Here is a 15,333-nt window from a genome sequence, read left to right on the forward strand (position 1 = left end):
CCCAGCCACCGTACAGCCAGGCCTTGATGATGTCCGAACCCCGCCTTTACCAGTCCATTGCCGCCGAAATCGTCGCGCTGATCGAGAAGGGCGAATTCCCGCCCGGCTCGCGCCTGCCCGGCGAACGCGACCTGGCCGAACGGCTGGGAGTGAGCCGGGTGACCGTGCGCGAGGCGGAGATCGCACTGGAAGCGCAGGGCCTGATCACCATCAAGACCGGCTCGGGCGTGTATGTGAAGGCGCGCCCGTCGGCGGCGCCGGGGGCATTGCCGGACGTCTCGGCCTTCGACCTCACCGCCGCGCGGGCGGTGATCGAAGCCGAGGCGGCGGCGATGGCGGCCAGCCGCATCACCGATGCCGAAGTGGACATGCTGGAAGGCCTGATCGCGGCCATGACCGACCCGGCGTCGACCGAGGCGGCGGCCAGCGAGGCCGACCGCCAGTTCCACCTGGCCATCGCGCGGATTGCCGGAAACCCGGTGGTGGAGCACTGCGTGCAGCTGATCTGGCGCATGCGCAACGAGCTGCCGCGCGTGCGCCAGGTGTATGCCAACGTGTGCCACAACGACGGCGACACCCGCAACGACGAACACACCGCCATCCTCGATGGCCTGCGCCAGCGCGACCCGGGCGCGGCCCGCACCGCCATGCGCAATCATTTCCAGCGGCTGTTCGAATCGATGCTGGAAGCTACGGAAAATGAAGCGCTGGCGGAGATCCGCCGGCGCACCCAGCAGGACCGCGAGCGGTTCCTGGCTGCTACCGCCCGTTGATGGATCCAGCCACGCAGGGCGTGGCTCTACCGGCGTGGTGGCACAATGCCAACCAGCACCCTACGGGGCGCCGATCATTCCCCCTGGTACTGCTTTTCTTCCACCAGCTGCGAACCGGCCAGCCGGTTGATCTCGTTCTTCACCTTCGAGCGTTCGCCGTTGGTGCCATATACGCCACGCGCCAGCTGGATGAACTGATCATCGAACACCTGCTTCGCTTCCTTGTCGCGCAGCTGGTCCTGGATGTCCCACATCTGCACGTTGATGTCCTTGAGCCGCGCCTTGAGCGGCTCCAGCCCCGGCTGCGCGGCCAGCAGCTCCTGCCACAGCGGCAGCAGGCCTTCCAGTTCGGTGCGCACATTGGCCACCTTGCCCGCATCGGTGATGCGTTCGGCCTTGATTTCCAGGATGGTGATCTTGTCGATCAGCTCGCCAATCGACACCGGGGTCAGGATCGCGTCCACGCCATTCTCGCTGCAGGTCAGTCAGGACCGACATGATAGCGCGGCCCGTCCGTAGCGCCGGCCGTTGGCCGGCAGAGCGGTGCAGGGAGCCATGGGTTGGCAGGATTCCACTGCAGCTTTTACACCGAATTTGCGCGGAGTGCGGCCGCGCCACATGGCGCCTTTACGCCTGCCCTCACCACACTACGCACCTCGACGGCGCGGCCGTTTTCTTGAGTGGTGGATGTGGTGGCAATACAGGAAACAGGGCGCAGCGTGCGCCGGATCGGTGGTCTGGTGCTCGGCCTGGCGCTGAGTGGCGCGGCATCTGCCGCCGTGAGCGGCAACGCCACGTTGACCACGGACTACGTGTGGCGCGGCAGTTCGCAGACCCTGGAAGATCCCACCGTGCAGGCCGGCGTCAAGCTGGGCAGCGAATCAGGCTGGTATGCGTCGGTATGGGGGTCGGGGGTGTCGTTCGAGCCGGACGTGGGCGCGCGCAGCGAGTTCGACATCGTGGCCGGGTGGGGCGGCCAGCTGGCGCCGGACTGGGCACTGGACGTCAACCTCACCCGTTACCTGTACCCGTCCACCAGCGTGGACCTGGACTGGACCGAGCTCAACAGCACCCTGACCTGGAAGGAGCGTTACTGGGTGAGCGTCGGCGTTTCCGACGATGCGTTGGCCAGCGGCACCACCGGCACCTATGCGCAGATTGGCGCGCGGCTGCCGCTGGGCGAGCAGTGGCGGATCGAAGGCGCGGTGGGCCAGTACTGGCTCGACAGCGCGTATGCCGACGATTACCTGCATGGCCAGCTCAGCGCCATCTGGAACGTGCACGGACCGTGGGAGCTGCGCCTGACCGCGCACGACACCGATGGCGCGGCGAAGCGACTGTTCGGAAGCAACGCCGGGTCGCGCGTGGAGTTCGCCATACAGACCACGTTCTGAACCACCGGCGCTGCTGGAAACCGCGCTTCTCCGGCAAAGGTCATGCCCAACCGGGGTACCCACCCGCGCGTGCGGTCGATAGGGATGCGACCCTACCCATGCGGGCGCCATGCCGGCCATGCCGGCCATGCCGGGCCATGCCGGGCCATGCCGACCATGCCGACCATGCTGGGCCATGCCGGCCATGCCGGCCATGCCGGTCATGCCGGGCCATGCCGGTCTAGTCGGCAATGCCGGCAATGTCGGCCACGCCCGCCATGCCGGTCATGTCGGCCAGGCCGGGGCGCTGGCCCGGTAGGGTCGGTTCCCAAACGACCGCCGATACGCTCGATCGGCGCTTTAACGCATGGACCCCGATCGAAGAACCGCTCTACGCGCCACGAACGCGCAGCGTCAAACCCTTCAGGTCGGTTTTGCCGGTCACGCCGGCCATGCCCGCCACGCCCGCCATGCCGGGGCGCTGGCCCGGTAGGGTCGGTTCCCAAACGACCGCCGATACACGCGATCGGCGCTTTAACGCATGGACCCCGATCGAAGAAGCGCCTTACGCGCCACGAACGCGCAGCGTCAAACCCTTCAGGAAATTCCGCAGCAACTGATCCCCGCACGCGCGGAAATTCTTATGATCGGGCTGGCGGAACAACGCCGACAGCTCCGGCTTGGACACCGGGAACCCCGCGCTCTCGAAGATCGCATGCATGTCCACGTCCTTCAGCTCGAAGGCCACGCGCAGCTTCTTCAACACCAGGTTGTTGGTGATGCGCTTTTCCACCGGACGCAGCGGCTGGCTTTCATCGCGACCGCGCATCTGCACGATCAGCCCGTCCAGGAAGTGCGCCAGCGTGCGGTCGTCGCAGGCCACGAAACCTTCCTCGTTCTCCTTGCGCAGCCAGCCGGGCACATCGGCCTTGTCGACCACGAACGCCGGGTCGGCCAGGGCACAGATTTCCACGATCCGGCCGTCGCTCAGATCGAGCATGTAACGGATGCTGCGCAGTACATCGTTGTTGATCATGTGACGTCCAATACGGCCATCGCGGCTGCGTGGCTGGTCGCCATTTTACCCCCACCCGGGCCCCCGGCCCGGAAAAGCCCGCGCCGTCTGTCATCCGGCTGCCATGAAAGTGAAGCACAGTGCGCTCCTCAGGCATCGACAGGCAGTGGAGCAGGCAATGCGCGGGTGGCAGGTTCTGGCGGGTGTGGGCATGGTCTGGCTGGCCGCAACGGCTACCGCCCAGGCCCCGTATGTGGCGATCGAGCAGCGCCTCGACCCGCAGCAATTGGCCGATGTGGGGCTCACCCCGGCCCAGCTGCAGGCCCTGAACCGCCTGCTGCGCGAGGCCGAGGCCCGCGCCCCAGTGCCGGCCGCGCCGGTTGCCGCCGCCGTCGCGCCGCTGCCCGGCGCGCCGATCCCGGCTCCGATGTTCCCCGGCCTGGACGACGGCCCCATCGAGGCGCATGTCACCGGCTCCGTGGACGGCTGGCGGCCCGGCACCGTGTTCACCCTGGACAATGGCCAGCGGTGGCAGGTGCTCAAGGGCGAAATGAAGCTCAAGGCCAGCCGCGCCAACCCCGCCATCGTGGTCGTGCCGGGCATTGCCGGGCGCTGGTTCCTGCAGGTGGACGAGGACCTGCCCAAGGCCCGCGTCTTCCGCATCCGCTGAAGCCGCCAGCCCCGGCCAACACGATCGGGCGCGGGGTGCGAAAATAGCCGGGAATCCCACGGAGACCCGCGATGACCCGTACCGCTCTGATCACCGGCGCCACTTCCGGCTTTGGCGCCGCCGCCGTCCATCGTTTCGCCCAGGCCGGCTGGCGGGTCATCGCCACCGGGCGCCGTGCCGAACGGCTGCAGCCGCTGGTCGACGCCTACGGCCCCGAGCGCGTACACGCGGCGGTCTTCGACGTGCGCGACAACGCCGCCATGGAAGCGGCGCTGGCCGCGCTGCCGGCCGGCTTCGCGGACATCGACCTGCTGGTCAACAACGCCGGCCTGGCCCAGGGCACCGCACCGGCCCAGAGCGCCTCGCTGGACGACTGGCGCACGATGATCGACACCAACGTCACCGCGCTGGTCACGCTCACCCACCGCCTGCTGCCGCAGCTGGTGGCGCGCAAGGGCGCCATCATCAACATCAGCTCGGTGGCCGGCGTGTACCCGTACCCGGGTGGCAATGCCTATGGCGGCACCAAGGCCTTCGTCAGCCAGTTCTCGTTGGGCCTGCGGTCGGACCTGCACGGTACCGGGGTGCGCGTCACCACCATCGAACCGGGCATGGCCGAAACCGAATTCACCCTGGTCCGCACCCACGGCAACCAGGCTGCCTCGGACACGCTCTACACCGGCGCCAACCCGATGACCGCCGACGACATCGCCGAGCAGATCCTGTGGGTGGCCAACCTGCCGGCGCACCTCAACATCAACCGGCTGGAAGTGATGCCGGTCAGCCAGTCGTTCGCCGGCTTCCAGGTCGCGCGCGACTGAACGCTGCCGTCGCGTACCGCAACGATGCCGCCGCCCGGTAGAGCCGACTGTCAGTCGGCTGCTCTTCGCGACCAACCAAAACAAAAATGCCCCGCGATGCGGGGCATTTTTGTGGAGCAGCCGACTGACAGTCGGCTCTACCTGTCGGCGTTACTGCGCCTTGATCGCCATCGCCTGCAACCCGGTGCCGTCAAGCTTCTGCTTGGCATCGGCGAGCTCGCCGGCAGTGCCATACGGCCCCATGCGCACCCGGTACACGGTCTTGCCGTTGATCTGCGCCGACTCCACCCGTGCGGCCAGGCCGATCATCGCCAGCTTGGCCTTGGTCGCCTCGGCGTCGCCGGAGGCGCCAAACGCGCCGGCCTGCAGGATGTAACGCACATTGCTTGCCGCCGGTGCCGCAGCAGCAGCGGCCGGTGCCGAGGCCGCCGTGGCCTCCGGCTTCTGCACGGTCGGCGTTGCCGCCGGCGTCGCCGCCGCGGTGGCTGCCGGGCGCTCGCTCACCGGCGCCGGCAGCGGGGCCGGCGCAGCGGTGGCGGTGGTAGCGGTAGCGGTAGCCGCAGCCGGCGTCGGCGTGGCCGCCGGCACCGGGCGACCTTCCAGCGCGGCCTGCGCGCGCTGCGCTTCGGCCTTGGCCCGGCGCTGTTCCTCGGCGCGCGCGCTGGCCGCCAGTTCCGCATCGGACATTTCCACTTCCTTGCCGGGCAGCAGGGTGTAGAAGTCGTACTGCGTGGCGGCCGGCTTGGCCGGTTCGGCAGGCTTGGCCGCACCCGGCTTGGGCAGTTCAGCGCCCACGTCGGTGTCGGCGTCGCTGACCGGGGCCGGCTGCGCGTTCGGGTCCGGCTGCGGGCCTACCCGCAGGAAGCCGTCGCCATCGTTCTTGAACAGGTTCGGTGCCGCCAGGAACACCACGGCGGCAATCGCCACGCCGGCCACCAGCCACACCCATCCGGGCGTGCCTTGGCTGGTGTTGCGTCGGGCCTGGGTCTTGCCACGTCGTGCTGCCATTTACTGCCTCTCCACTACTTACATTTTTTCCGGGGCGGAAACGCCCAGGATGTTCAGACCATTGGCCAGCACCTGGCGTGCCGCGCAGGCCAGCGTCAGCTTGGCATTGCGTTCGGCATCGTCAGCGACCAGTACCTGCGTGCCGTGATACCACGTGTGGAAGGCGTGCGCCAATTCACGCAGGTACTGCGCCACCAGGTGCGGTTCCAGCGCAACGCCGGCCGCTTCCACCACTTCCGGGAAGCGCGACATTTCCACCATCAGCCACAGCGAAGGTTCGTCGCTCAGCGACGCCAGCCCGGTCAGGCCCTCGGCCGGGGTGTACGACAGCCCCTTCTCCTGTGCCTGGCGCAGCAGGCTGCACACGCGGGCGTGCGCATACTGCACGTAGAAGACCGGATTGTCATTGCTCTGCTGGCGGGCCAGGTCGATATCGAAGGTCAGCTGCGAATCGGGCTTGCGCGCGATCAGGAACCAGCGGGTGGCATCACGGCCGGCTTCCTCGATCAGGTCGCGCAGGGTCAGGTAGCTGCCGGCCCGCTTGGACAGCTTCACTTCTTCGCCGCCGCGCATCACCGTCACCATCTGGTGCAGCACATACTCCGGCCAGCCCTTGGGAATACCCACGTCCAGCGCCTGCAGGCCGGCGCGCACGCGCGCCAGCGAACCGTGGTGGTCTGCGCCCAGCTCGGTGATGGCCCGCTCATAGCCGCGCTGCCACTTGCTCAGGTGGTAGGCCACGTCCGGCAGGAAGTAGGTGTAGGTGCCGTCGGACTTGCGCATCACGCGGTCCTTGTCGTCACCGAAGTCGGTCGAGCGCAGCCACAGCGCGCCGCCTTCCTCATAGGTATGGCCGGCCGCGTTGAGCTGGGCCACGGTCTCTTCGACCTTGCCGTCCTTGTACAGCGAGCTTTCCAGGAAGTAGATGTCGAAATCCACCCCGAACGCGGCCAGGTCCTGGTTCTGCTCGTTGCGCAGGTAGGCCACCGCGAAGCGGCGGATCGCGTCCAGGTTGTCCGGGTCGCGCTCGCCTACCACCGCATGGCCTTCCAGCTCCACGGTGGCGCCGGCCAGGTAGGCCTTGGCCACGTCTTCGATGTAATCGCCGCGGTAGCCGCCTTCCGGCCAGCCGGCGTCATCCGGCTTGATGCCCTTGGCGCGGGCCTGGGTGGACAGGGCCAGGTTCTCGATCTGCACGCCGGCGTCGTTGTAGTAGAACTCGCGCTTGGCGTTCCAGCCGTTCACTTCCAGCAGGCGGGCCAGGCTGTCGCCGATCGCCGCCGCGCGGCCATGGCCCACGTGCAGCGGGCCGGTCGGGTTGGCCGACACGTATTCCACGCCCACGGTGCGGCCATTGCCGCTCAGGTTGTGGCCGTAATCGGCCCCTTCCTTGAGCACGCTGGCCGCTTCGCGCTGGTAGGCGCTGGGGGCGAGGTGGAAATTGATGAAGCCCGGGCCGGCGATCTCAACGCGCAGCACGTCGTCGCTCTTGGGCAGGGCGTCCAGCAGGGCCTGGGCCAGGGCGCGCGGGTTGCTGCGCGCCGGCTTGGCCAGCAGCATGGCGGCATTGGTGGCGAAATCACCGTGTTCACGGGTCTTCGGGCGTTCCACCACGAATTCCGGGGTCAGGGTGTCGGCCGGCAGCGTGCCATTGGCACGCAGCGCTTCGATGCCCTGGTTGATCAGGGCGCGGAGGAGATTTTTCACAAGGCCTGCTTTGAAGACTGGAGCGGCGGAATCGGCAATTTTAGCCCAGAAGCTGCCCCGATCCATTGAACCGGGGCACAGCGGGGGCCGGCGGCGGGTCTCCGGATGGGGCCGGAGCCGTTGGGAGGCGGGCAATCCGGCTGACCGGGCCGTTCAGCTGGGGGGAAATGGGCCGCGCCGGAGCCAGCCGCGCTCGGCCATGGAGACCGGCGGGCCGTCGCCCACGACGATATGGTCGACCAGCCGGACGCCCACCAGTTCAAGGGCCTGCTGGAGCTGGTCGGTGATTTCACGGTCGGCCCGGGAGGGTTCGGGCCGTCCGGATGGGTGGTTGTGGCTGACGATGACCGCCGCCGCGTTGTGCAGCAGTGCCCGCCGGACCACCTCCCTAGGGTAGACGGCCGCGGCATCGATGGTGCCGGTGAACAGTTCCTCATACGCCAGGGTCCGGTTGCGGGTGTCCATGAACAGAGCGGCGAAAACCTCCTGCGGCCGTGCGCGCAATCGCATCTTGAAGTAGCGCCCGGCCGAGCCGGGATCGCAGATGCTGTCGCCGCGCTCCAGATCGGCCAGCAGATGGCGGCTGGCCAACTCCAAGGCGGCGACCAGCTTGCAGGCGCGCGCGGGGCCGAGAGCAGGCAGCTTCCTCAGCCTGCTGGCATCCATGTCCATGAGCTTGCGGAGTGGTCCATGGTTTTCGAGCAGGCGACGGGCACTCTGCACCGCATCCAGCCCATTGCAGCCGCTGCCGATGAACAGGGCCAGCAGTTCAGAGTCGGAGAGGGCTTCGGCGCCCAGCTTGAGCAGCTTCTCCCGCGGACGATCGTGCTCGGGCCAATGTTTGATTGCCATTCGGCCAGTGTCGGCGTTCGAGTAAGCGGAGGGCATAGGAAACTACCGCGTGACCTGGTGGGAAAGGACAACTGCTATAAATTGCTTTGCAGCAGCTGCCTTCAGCGGAGTTCTGATGGGTTACTGGAAGCGATTCGCCCTCGCATGGTTCGGCCCCGCAGGTATGGGAGGTCAGCAAGGTGGTAATGATTGCAATAGCTCTATTGCAGTTCACTCTGGATGATCGCGCTCCTTTTGCCGCTGCACCTCTTTGTGCGTCTGAACCAGACTCCACGCCCCGAACCCAAGGGCTACAAGGGCAATCACTACGGTTGAGGCAACGAGGATTTCAGTCATGGGACGTGCTCCGAACGATTCAGGACATCTTTGAAATGCGAGTGAACAGCATGTAGCTGAGGCCGAGCGAAGCGAGGGCGATGATTGCCACGCAGTACATGATTGCCTGTCGGTCAACCGCGTCGCCTCCAATCAAGGTCAAGCAGAGGAGAACGCCATGAACGGCGATCAAGCAGGCCGACATGCCATTCTGCGAAGTCTTCCAAGACCGGTCAGCGTCGACAATGTGTTCGATCTCGTTGATATTTGAGATGAGAAGGACGAGGCCGAATGCGATGAAATCCTGCGGCGCAAAGGGCTCGATGCTTCCTTCCTTGGTCACCAGCCAGACAAGGAACCTGGAGAAGATAGGAAACAGTCCGATGAGGACGGTGTACGCAAGCCATTTGCTCTTGACTGTCTGCATCTCCTGCCCCCGGTGTCGATTCTGCGTTGAGCCTTGAGGATGCGAAGTCTATGGCCGGAAAACGGCTGAAGTTGAATAGCTCGTCTCAGTTTTGGAAGTATCTATCGACCGAATACACCTGATGTCGGAACTGGCGTAGTTGCGTGAGTAAGCAGCGACAATAGGCTCGCAGTGGCCTCGCAGTTCAAGCAGGCCGCCGGCTTCGATCCATGCTTCCAGCCTGCTGGAAGGTTCAGGCGGGCAACTTGAAATAGCGGGAAGTCATGCCCCCCACCGCGTTCGCTACGGACTCGATGCCAAGCTGCTGCTCCGGCGACAGCGGCATGACGATCTCCTCTCGGCAGACCAGGTCATCTCCATCAAGCTGCGCGTAGCTGATACGCAGGCTGTCCCAGGTCACGATGTCCGGCTTCACCGTCACCACCCCGCTGCGGCTGATCCAGTCCTTGGTCTTCGACAGGTGCAGCGTGCGTAGCGCGTCGGTGTAATCGGCGTACAGCAGGTTTACCGGAATGGCCGGGTGGCTGCCGCTGGCCAGATGTTCGAACAATGCTTTGTTGTATGCGCAGAACCACGCAGGGCGTTGCCATGCATCAGGGTGGTTCATCTTCTGGCGCGCGCGGTCCCATGAAGCGGCCTGCGCTGCACCCACGGGCTTCGTCTGCGTCCTGGGCGGCTTGCTCGTGCGGCCGCTGGTGGCCAGTGCTGCCACCTGCGCCTCCCACTCCGTACCTTTGAACCGGCGCACATCCGCTTTCAGAAGTTTGCGGTGTGCTGCAAGGGCTTCCGCCACCACCGCCGCCACGTCAACATTGCCCGCGTTCAACGCCAGCGTAAGTGGCGTGCGGCCGCGCTCGTTGGCAGCGGCGGGATCCAGGCCCCAGTCGATCAACAGCCGGGCAACGGCGACCGGGTCGCCCATCCGCTGCCATGTGGTGGAGATGCCACCGCGGCTGGCTTTCAGTCCGTCCACATCGCCCGACGCATACATCAGCGCGTTGGAACCGGCGGGATTGACCACGTGTACGTTGGCACCGCGCTCTGCGAGGAACCGCAGCAGAGGCACACTGCCAAGGTACGCGCCAATCAACAGCGGTGTGTACATCTGCCGGTGGTCCATGGCTTCAATGCTGGCGCCGGCCTGCAGCAGCGCGTCGATGGCCTCGAAGATGTAGCCCATCTCCGCCGGATCCGCATCCGCATCAAATGCCGGGTTCCACACTTCGCCACGCATGTCGCGCAGGCCAAGCACGGTGCAGATCGGCGAATCCTTGGTCAGGCGGGGGTTCGCGCCGGCGGCGAGGAGCAGCCGCAGTTTCTCCACCGCCCACGCGGCCGGGCTGAAGATGAAGTCCCGGCAGGTGGTCGAGAGGGGTGTGGCGCCACGTCCGGCTGCCTTGTTGGGATCCGCACCCTTGACCAGCAGCAGGGAGATCAGCGCCAGGTGCGCCTGGATGCGCCCGACAATCGTGGACTCGTCCGGACCGTCATGGTGAAGCAAGCTGTTGTTGCACACCCAGTACAGGGCGCGCTCGTTGTGGCCCAACCGGATGCGGTCGGGATGCACGCCGGAGCGAACGCGTCGTTCGATCTCTGCGAACGCGTCCTCGCAGGTGAGAGGGGTGTCCAAAACAACAGGGGAAGACGAGGTGGCCACAGGCAGTTCACGATCCTTGATCTACTGCATTCAATGCTAACAACCGCAACGCGCGATGCACTGGACAAGTTGTCAACTTGCCTGGACAGCTATGCCAGTGTGGCGCGATAGATTCCGAACACGGTCAGCGCAATCAGGGCCCAGGTGATCAGACCGGCAGCAGCACAGGCATTCTCCGAAGGCTCCCTCTTCGGCGCCAGCACACTCAGGACCAAATGGCCGGTACCCAATATGATGGTATGGAACAGCAGGTCAACGAACATCCAGGCAATGAACCTGCCAATGCCGCCGAGCAGGCTTCCTGCAATCTCTTCAACAGGCATCGTGATTTTCCCTTGTCACGCTTCAGAGCTGACCTGCCGGAGTAATTCCCCGCCCGCCGGTAGGTCGTCAGGGCAGGATGTTCGCATACCGCAAGGGCAGGCCACCCCACGAGAAGCACCCGCCAAGCCTTCATGACCAAAAACCCACTCCTTATGCCCCTGGGGCATCAGCCCCGCACACCCCATCGGGTAAGCTAATCGCCTCAGATCGACAGGAATTCCGCAGGTGGCTGACTCCCCCCAGGCTTCCCCGGCGCAGGCGCGCCCGCTGGCAGGCCAGAAGCTGTTGTTGTGCGTGGGTGGCGGCATCGCGGCCTACAAGTCGCTGGAACTGGTGCGCCGGCTGCGCGACGCCGGGGCCCAGGTGCAGGTCGCCATGACCGCCGGGGCCCAGCAGTTCGTCACCCCGCTGAGCTTCCAGGCCCTGTCCGGGCAGCCTACCCGCACCACCCTGTGGGACAGCGCAGCCGAACAGGCCATGGGCCATATCGAGCTGGCGCGCTGGGCCGACCGCATCGTGGTCGCCCCGGCCACCGCCGACCTGCTGGCCCGCCTGGCCAACGGCCATGCCGATGACCTGGTCACCACCCTGTGCCTGGCCACCACCGCGCCGCTCACCGTGTGCCCGGCCATGAACCATCGCATGTGGCTGCACCCGGCCACCCAGGCCAACATCAGCCTGCTGCGCGAGCGCGGCGCCCAGGTGATCGGCCCGGAAGACGGCCCGCTGGCCGAAGGCGAATCCGGCCCGGGCCGGCTGAGCGAGCCGCACGCCATCGTGGCCGCGCTGGCGTCCGTGCAGGACCGCGCTGTTCCCGAGGCGATCCAGGAACTGAAGGGCCTGCGCGTGGTGATCAGCGCCGGCCCCACCTATGAAGACCTGGACCCGGTCCGCTACGTGGGCAACCGCAGCAGCGGCAAGATGGGCTATGCGCTGGCGGCCGCCGCCGTGCGCCAGGGCGCGCAGGTGGTGCTGGTCAGCGGCCCGGTGCACCTGGCCACCCCGGCCGGGGTGCAGCGGGTAGACGTGCGCTCGGCCGCGCAGATGCGCGATGCCGTGCTCGACGCGCTGCCCGCCGACATCTATATAGGCGCGGCGGCGGTGTCCGATTACACCCCGCGCCAGATCGCGCCGCAGAAACTGAAGAAGACCGCCGGATCGCAGACGTTGACCCTGGAACTGGTGCGCACCGCCGACATCCTCGCCGAAGTCGCCGCGCAGACCAACGCGCTGAAGCTGGTGGTCGGGTTCGCCGCCGAAACCCACGACGTGGAGAAGTACGCGCGCGGCAAGCTGGTCGACAAGCGGCTGGACCTGGTGATCGCCAACCAGGTCGGGATCAGCAACGGCGGCTTCGAAAGCGATGAAAATGCGGCGACTGCGTACTGGCAGGGCGGGGAGCAGGTGTTCCCCGGCACCAGCAAGGCGCAGCTGGCCGAACAACTGTTGTCCCTGATTGCCCAGAGGTTGCACGCATGACCCAAGCCCCGTCCCTGCAGCCGCTGCAGGTGAAGCTGCTCGATCCGCGCTTCGGCGACACCTGGCCGCTGCCGGCCTACGCTACCGAAGCCAGCGCCGGCCTGGACCTGCGCGCCGCGCTGGAAACCGAGCTCACCCTGCAGCCGGGGGACACCGCGCTGATTCCCAGCGGCATCGCCATCCACATCGCCGACCCGAACCTGTGCGCGGTGGTGTTGCCGCGCTCCGGGCTCGGCCACCGACACGGCATCGTGCTGGGCAACGGCACCGGCCTGATCGATGCCGACTACCAGGGCCCGCTGCTGATCAGCGCCTGGAACCGCGGCCGCGAGGCCTTCACGCTGCAACCCGGTGACCGTATTGCACAGTTGGTCGTGTTGCCGATTGCACGCGTGGGGCTGCAGGTAGTGGATACTTTCACCGACAGCGCCAGGGGAACGGGTGGATTCGGCCATACCGGGGTGCGCTGACAGGGGGAACACGATGAGCAAGGCAAGGGCGGAAGGACAGCCGCGATTGACAGGCAAGCGTAACCAGCTGCTGCTGGTGGGGGCCTTGGTGCTGCTGGCCGCATGGTTTGCGTGGAGCGGCGTGCGCCAATGGCGACAGGCGTCGGTCGGGCACGCGCTGGAACAGTCGCGCGACCAGATCGTGCAGGGCGTGCAGACCGCGCTGGATGGCCAGACCGCGCAGCTGCGCACCCTGGTGAAGAGCGAGCGGGTCAGTGCCGCGCTGGCCGCCGGCGACGCCGATGCCACCGCGCTCGCCGTCCGCGAGGGCTGGCCGGGCACCGAAGAGGTGGAAGTATTCACCACCGACCTGGACGCGGCCTATGCCGACCCCAAGACCTTCGGCTACGCGCGGCTGGCGCTGCTGGAAGCGGCCATCGCCGGCGACACCGTCACTGCCCGCGTGGTGCGCGATGCCGGTGGCCAGCGCCTGGGCCTGGCGGTTCCGGTGCAGCTGGGCGCGCAGGGGCCGGCGGTCATCTACGTGCGCCAGCCACTGCTGCGTTTGACCGGCACCTTCGACCAGGTGCGGGTGCCGTCCGCCGGCTACCTGGCGCTGCGCCAGGGCGGCCACAACATCATCGAGCAGGGCGACGCCGCCCTGTCGAACGGCGCCGAGGGCCTGGCCCGGCCGATCGGCAAGTCCGGCCTGCGCCTGTCGGCGGCGGTGCCGGACGTGGAACCGGGCCCGCTGGGGCTGGGCGCCATTCCGTCGTTCATCGTGGCGGTCCTGTTGCTGGCCATCGCCGGCATGCTGCAGTTCGGCAAGGGCAAGGTGCCACTGCCGCGCCGCCGTGCCAGCGCGGTCGAAGGCGAACATGGCCCCACCCTGCGTGAGAGCCTGGAAATGGATCCCGTGCTGGACGCGACCCCGGCCGCGGGCGCGGCGCCCCCGGCGCTGCCCGCCGGGCCCGGCCACGAGGTGCCGGAAGGCATCTTCCGCGCCTACGACATCCGCGGCGTGATCGGCCGCGAGCTGACCCCGCAGGTGGCCGTGCTGATCGGCCAGGCCATCGGCTCGGTGCTGCAGGTGCAGGGGCTGCGCGACATCGTGGTCGGTCGCGATGGTCGCCTGTCCGGTCCGGAACTCAGCGCCAGCCTGATCGAAGGCCTGCGCCGTTCCGGCTGCGACGTCATCGACATCGGCTTGGCGCCGACCCCGGTGGTGTACTTCGCCAGCTACCACCTGCGCGCGGGCAGCTGCGTGGCCGTCACCGGCAGCCACAACCCGCCCGACTACAACGGCTTCAAGATCGTGGTTGGCGGTGAAACCCTGTCCGGCGATGCCATCACCGAGCTGTACCAACGCATCCGCGACGGCCAACTGCACGTGGCCGCCGAACCCGGCAGCCTGCAGCAGCGCGAGGTCAACGCCGATTACATCCAGCGCATTGCCGACGACGTGCAGCTGGACCGCCCGATCAAGGTGGTGGCCGACGCCGGCAACGGCGTGGCCGGGGAACTGGCGCAGCCGCTGCTGGAGGCGATCGGAGCCGAGGTCATTCCGCTGTACTGCGACGTGGACGGCACCTTCCCCAACCATCACCCCGACCCGAGCGATCCGGCGAACCTGGAAGACCTGATCCAGACCGTGAAGCGCTTCGATGCGGACATCGGCCTGGCCTTCGACGGCGACGGCGATCGTCTCGGCGTGGTCACCAAGGAAGGCCGGATCATCTACGCCGACCGCCTGTTGATGCTGTTCGCGGCCGACGTCCTGCAGCGCAACCCGGGCGCGCTGGTCATCTACGACGTGAAGTGCACCGGCAAGCTGTCCGACTACGTGCTGCGCAATGGCGGCAGCCCGATGATGTGGAAGACCGGGCATTCGCTGATCAAGGCCAGGATGCGCGAAACCGACGCGGAGCTGGCCGGTGAAATGAGCGGGCACTTCTTCTTCAAGGAGCGCTGGTTCGGTTTCGACGATGGCCTGTATGCGGCCTCGCGCCTGCTGGAAATCCTGGCCCAGCGCGATGAAACCCCGTCCGAAGTGCTGGACGAGCTGCCCGACAGCGTGTCCACGCCGGAGCTGAAGGTGCCGGTGGAAGCGGGCACGCCGCACGCGCTGGTGTCGCTGTTCGTGGCGGCGGCGCAGGCGGAGGAGTCGGCGTTCTTCGGCGCGCGCCTGTCCACCATCGACGGCCTGCGCGCGGATTTCCCCGATGGCTGGGGCCTGCTGCGTGCGTCCAACACCACCCCGGTGCTGGTGCTGCGTTTCGAAGGCAACGACGAGGCCGCGCTGGAACGCATCAAGGCGCTGTTCCGCGAACATCTGCAGCCGTTGCTGCCGGGCGTGGAATTGGGCTTCTAGAAAAGCGTACCGACCAACGGTCGGTACCTACCCCGCAGGTTGGCAGCCAACGCCGACATCACCGGTAGGTATCGACCGTTGGTCGATACAAC

Annotated in this window: 16 protein-coding genes; 8 read left to right on the forward strand and 8 right to left on the reverse strand. The window is 67.0% G+C overall.

Annotated elements, in window-relative coordinates:
- The first annotated feature begins 29 nt into the window (after positions 1-29).
- Entirely contained in the window at positions 30-773 is a 744-nt protein-coding gene (locus FSZ13_RS15105; protein WP_145481106.1) for a FadR/GntR family transcriptional regulator, read from the forward strand.
- Positions 774-847: 74 nt separating this feature from the next.
- Here the strand turns inward: FSZ13_RS15105 and FSZ13_RS15110 are convergent, their stop codons facing one another.
- A complete protein-coding gene (locus FSZ13_RS15110) occupies positions 848-1,237 on the reverse strand; it encodes a DUF6165 family protein (RefSeq protein WP_145481108.1) in 390 nt (129 codons plus the stop codon).
- 255 nt (positions 1,238-1,492) lie between these two features.
- Between FSZ13_RS15110 and FSZ13_RS15115 the strand changes: the two genes are divergently transcribed.
- Both FSZ13_RS15115 and FSZ13_RS18780 read left to right on the forward strand, forming a co-directional pair.
- Positions 1,493-2,167 carry a TorF family putative porin gene (locus FSZ13_RS15115; protein ID WP_145481110.1) on the forward strand — a complete coding sequence of 225 codons (675 nt, stop codon included), beginning with the start codon at positions 1,493-1,495 and terminating at the stop codon, positions 2,165-2,167.
- A 175-nt stretch (positions 2,168-2,342) separates the two neighbouring features.
- Positions 2,343-2,465 (forward strand): hypothetical protein, encoded by a 123-nt coding sequence (locus FSZ13_RS18780; RefSeq protein ID WP_260844196.1) that lies wholly within the window; start codon positions 2,343-2,345, stop codon positions 2,463-2,465.
- A 246-nt stretch (positions 2,466-2,711) separates the two neighbouring features.
- Here FSZ13_RS18780 and FSZ13_RS15120 read toward each other — a convergent pair whose 3' ends face one another.
- Positions 2,712-3,182 (reverse strand): DUF1456 family protein, encoded by a 471-nt coding sequence (locus FSZ13_RS15120; RefSeq protein WP_145481111.1) that lies wholly within the window; start codon positions 3,180-3,182, stop codon positions 2,712-2,714.
- A 157-nt stretch (positions 3,183-3,339) separates the two neighbouring features.
- Here FSZ13_RS15120 and FSZ13_RS15125 point away from each other — a divergent pair, with 157 nt between their 5' ends.
- Both FSZ13_RS15125 and FSZ13_RS15130 read left to right on the forward strand, forming a co-directional pair.
- Positions 3,340-3,831, forward strand: a complete 492-nt coding sequence (locus FSZ13_RS15125; protein ID WP_145481113.1) for a hypothetical protein — start codon at positions 3,340-3,342, stop codon at positions 3,829-3,831.
- A 71-nt stretch (positions 3,832-3,902) separates the two neighbouring features.
- Positions 3,903-4,652, forward strand: coding sequence for an SDR family NAD(P)-dependent oxidoreductase (locus FSZ13_RS15130; protein WP_145481115.1), 750 nt, complete (start codon positions 3,903-3,905; stop codon positions 4,650-4,652).
- 150 nt (positions 4,653-4,802) lie between these two features.
- On the opposite strand, the gene FSZ13_RS15135 is transcribed toward FSZ13_RS15130, so the two are convergent.
- The 6 genes from FSZ13_RS15135 to FSZ13_RS15160 all read right to left on the reverse strand — a co-directional run bounded on the left by FSZ13_RS15135 (position 4,803) and on the right by FSZ13_RS15160 (position 10,941).
- A complete protein-coding gene (locus tag FSZ13_RS15135; RefSeq protein ID WP_145481117.1) occupies positions 4,803-5,660 on the reverse strand; it encodes an SPOR domain-containing protein in 858 nt (285 codons plus the stop codon).
- 18 nt (positions 5,661-5,678) lie between these two features.
- A complete protein-coding gene (argS, locus tag FSZ13_RS15140; RefSeq protein WP_145481119.1) occupies positions 5,679-7,367 on the reverse strand; it encodes an arginine--tRNA ligase in 1,689 nt (562 codons plus the stop codon).
- A gap of 153 nt (positions 7,368-7,520) precedes the next feature.
- The gene (radC, locus tag FSZ13_RS15145) at positions 7,521-8,219 is read right to left on the reverse strand and encodes a RadC family protein (protein WP_145481121.1); all 699 of its coding nucleotides are present in this window, start codon (positions 8,217-8,219) and stop codon (positions 7,521-7,523) included.
- A 355-nt stretch (positions 8,220-8,574) separates the two neighbouring features.
- On the reverse strand, positions 8,575-8,961 hold the full coding sequence (locus FSZ13_RS15150; RefSeq protein ID WP_145481123.1) for a hypothetical protein: 387 nt from the start codon (positions 8,959-8,961) through the stop codon (positions 8,575-8,577).
- A gap of 232 nt (positions 8,962-9,193) precedes the next feature.
- Positions 9,194-10,618, reverse strand: coding sequence for an ankyrin repeat domain-containing protein (locus tag FSZ13_RS15155; RefSeq protein ID WP_145481126.1), 1,425 nt, complete (start codon positions 10,616-10,618; stop codon positions 9,194-9,196).
- Positions 10,619-10,707: 89 nt separating this feature from the next.
- The gene (locus FSZ13_RS15160) at positions 10,708-10,941 is read right to left on the reverse strand and encodes a hypothetical protein (RefSeq protein WP_145481128.1); all 234 of its coding nucleotides are present in this window, start codon (positions 10,939-10,941) and stop codon (positions 10,708-10,710) included.
- 226 nt (positions 10,942-11,167) lie between these two features.
- On the opposite strand from FSZ13_RS15160, the gene coaBC reads away from it, so the two are divergent.
- The 3 genes from coaBC to FSZ13_RS15175 are packed head-to-tail and all read left to right on the forward strand — an operon-like array spanning position 11,168 to position 15,241.
- Positions 11,168-12,421 (forward strand): bifunctional phosphopantothenoylcysteine decarboxylase/phosphopantothenate--cysteine ligase CoaBC, encoded by a 1,254-nt coding sequence (gene coaBC, locus FSZ13_RS15165; RefSeq protein ID WP_145481130.1) that lies wholly within the window; start codon positions 11,168-11,170, stop codon positions 12,419-12,421.
- Positions 12,418-12,891, forward strand: coding sequence for a dUTP diphosphatase (gene dut / locus FSZ13_RS15170; protein WP_145481132.1), 474 nt, complete (start codon positions 12,418-12,420; stop codon positions 12,889-12,891). Before coaBC ends, dut begins: the two co-directional genes overlap by 4 nt.
- Before the next feature lie 13 nt (positions 12,892-12,904).
- Positions 12,905-15,241 (forward strand): phosphomannomutase/phosphoglucomutase, encoded by a 2,337-nt coding sequence (locus FSZ13_RS15175; protein ID WP_145481134.1) that lies wholly within the window; start codon positions 12,905-12,907, stop codon positions 15,239-15,241.
- Positions 15,242-15,333 lie beyond the last annotated feature (92 nt).

This window comes from Stenotrophomonas rhizophila (assembly GCF_007667275.1).
Lineage (GTDB): Bacteria > Pseudomonadota > Gammaproteobacteria > Xanthomonadales > Xanthomonadaceae > Stenotrophomonas > Stenotrophomonas maltophilia_AE.

Excerpts from the sequence above, each read along its gene's own strand:
- FSZ13_RS15150 (WP_145481123.1), bottom strand. The coding sequence starts at position 8,961 with ATGCAGACAGTCAAGAGCAAATGGCTTGCGTACACCGTCCTCATCGGA.
- radC (WP_145481121.1), bottom strand. The coding sequence starts at position 8,219 with ATGGCAATCAAACATTGGCCCGAGCACGATCGTCCGCGGGAGAAGCTG.
- FSZ13_RS15130 (WP_145481115.1), top strand. The coding sequence starts at position 3,903 with ATGACCCGTACCGCTCTGATCACCGGCGCCACTTCCGGCTTTGGCGCC.
- FSZ13_RS15120 (WP_145481111.1), bottom strand. The coding sequence starts at position 3,182 with ATGATCAACAACGATGTACTGCGCAGCATCCGTTACATGCTCGATCTG.
- FSZ13_RS15105 (WP_145481106.1), top strand. The coding sequence starts at position 30 with ATGTCCGAACCCCGCCTTTACCAGTCCATTGCCGCCGAAATCGTCGCG.
- FSZ13_RS18780 (WP_260844196.1), top strand. The coding sequence starts at position 2,343 with ATGCCGGCCATGCCGGCCATGCCGGTCATGCCGGGCCATGCCGGTCTA.
- dut (WP_145481132.1), top strand. The coding sequence starts at position 12,418 with ATGACCCAAGCCCCGTCCCTGCAGCCGCTGCAGGTGAAGCTGCTCGAT.
- FSZ13_RS15175 (WP_145481134.1), top strand. The coding sequence starts at position 12,905 with ATGAGCAAGGCAAGGGCGGAAGGACAGCCGCGATTGACAGGCAAGCGT.
- FSZ13_RS15135 (WP_145481117.1), bottom strand. The coding sequence starts at position 5,660 with ATGGCAGCACGACGTGGCAAGACCCAGGCCCGACGCAACACCAGCCAA.
- FSZ13_RS15160 (WP_145481128.1), bottom strand. The coding sequence starts at position 10,941 with ATGCCTGTTGAAGAGATTGCAGGAAGCCTGCTCGGCGGCATTGGCAGG.
- FSZ13_RS15125 (WP_145481113.1), top strand. The coding sequence starts at position 3,340 with ATGCGCGGGTGGCAGGTTCTGGCGGGTGTGGGCATGGTCTGGCTGGCC.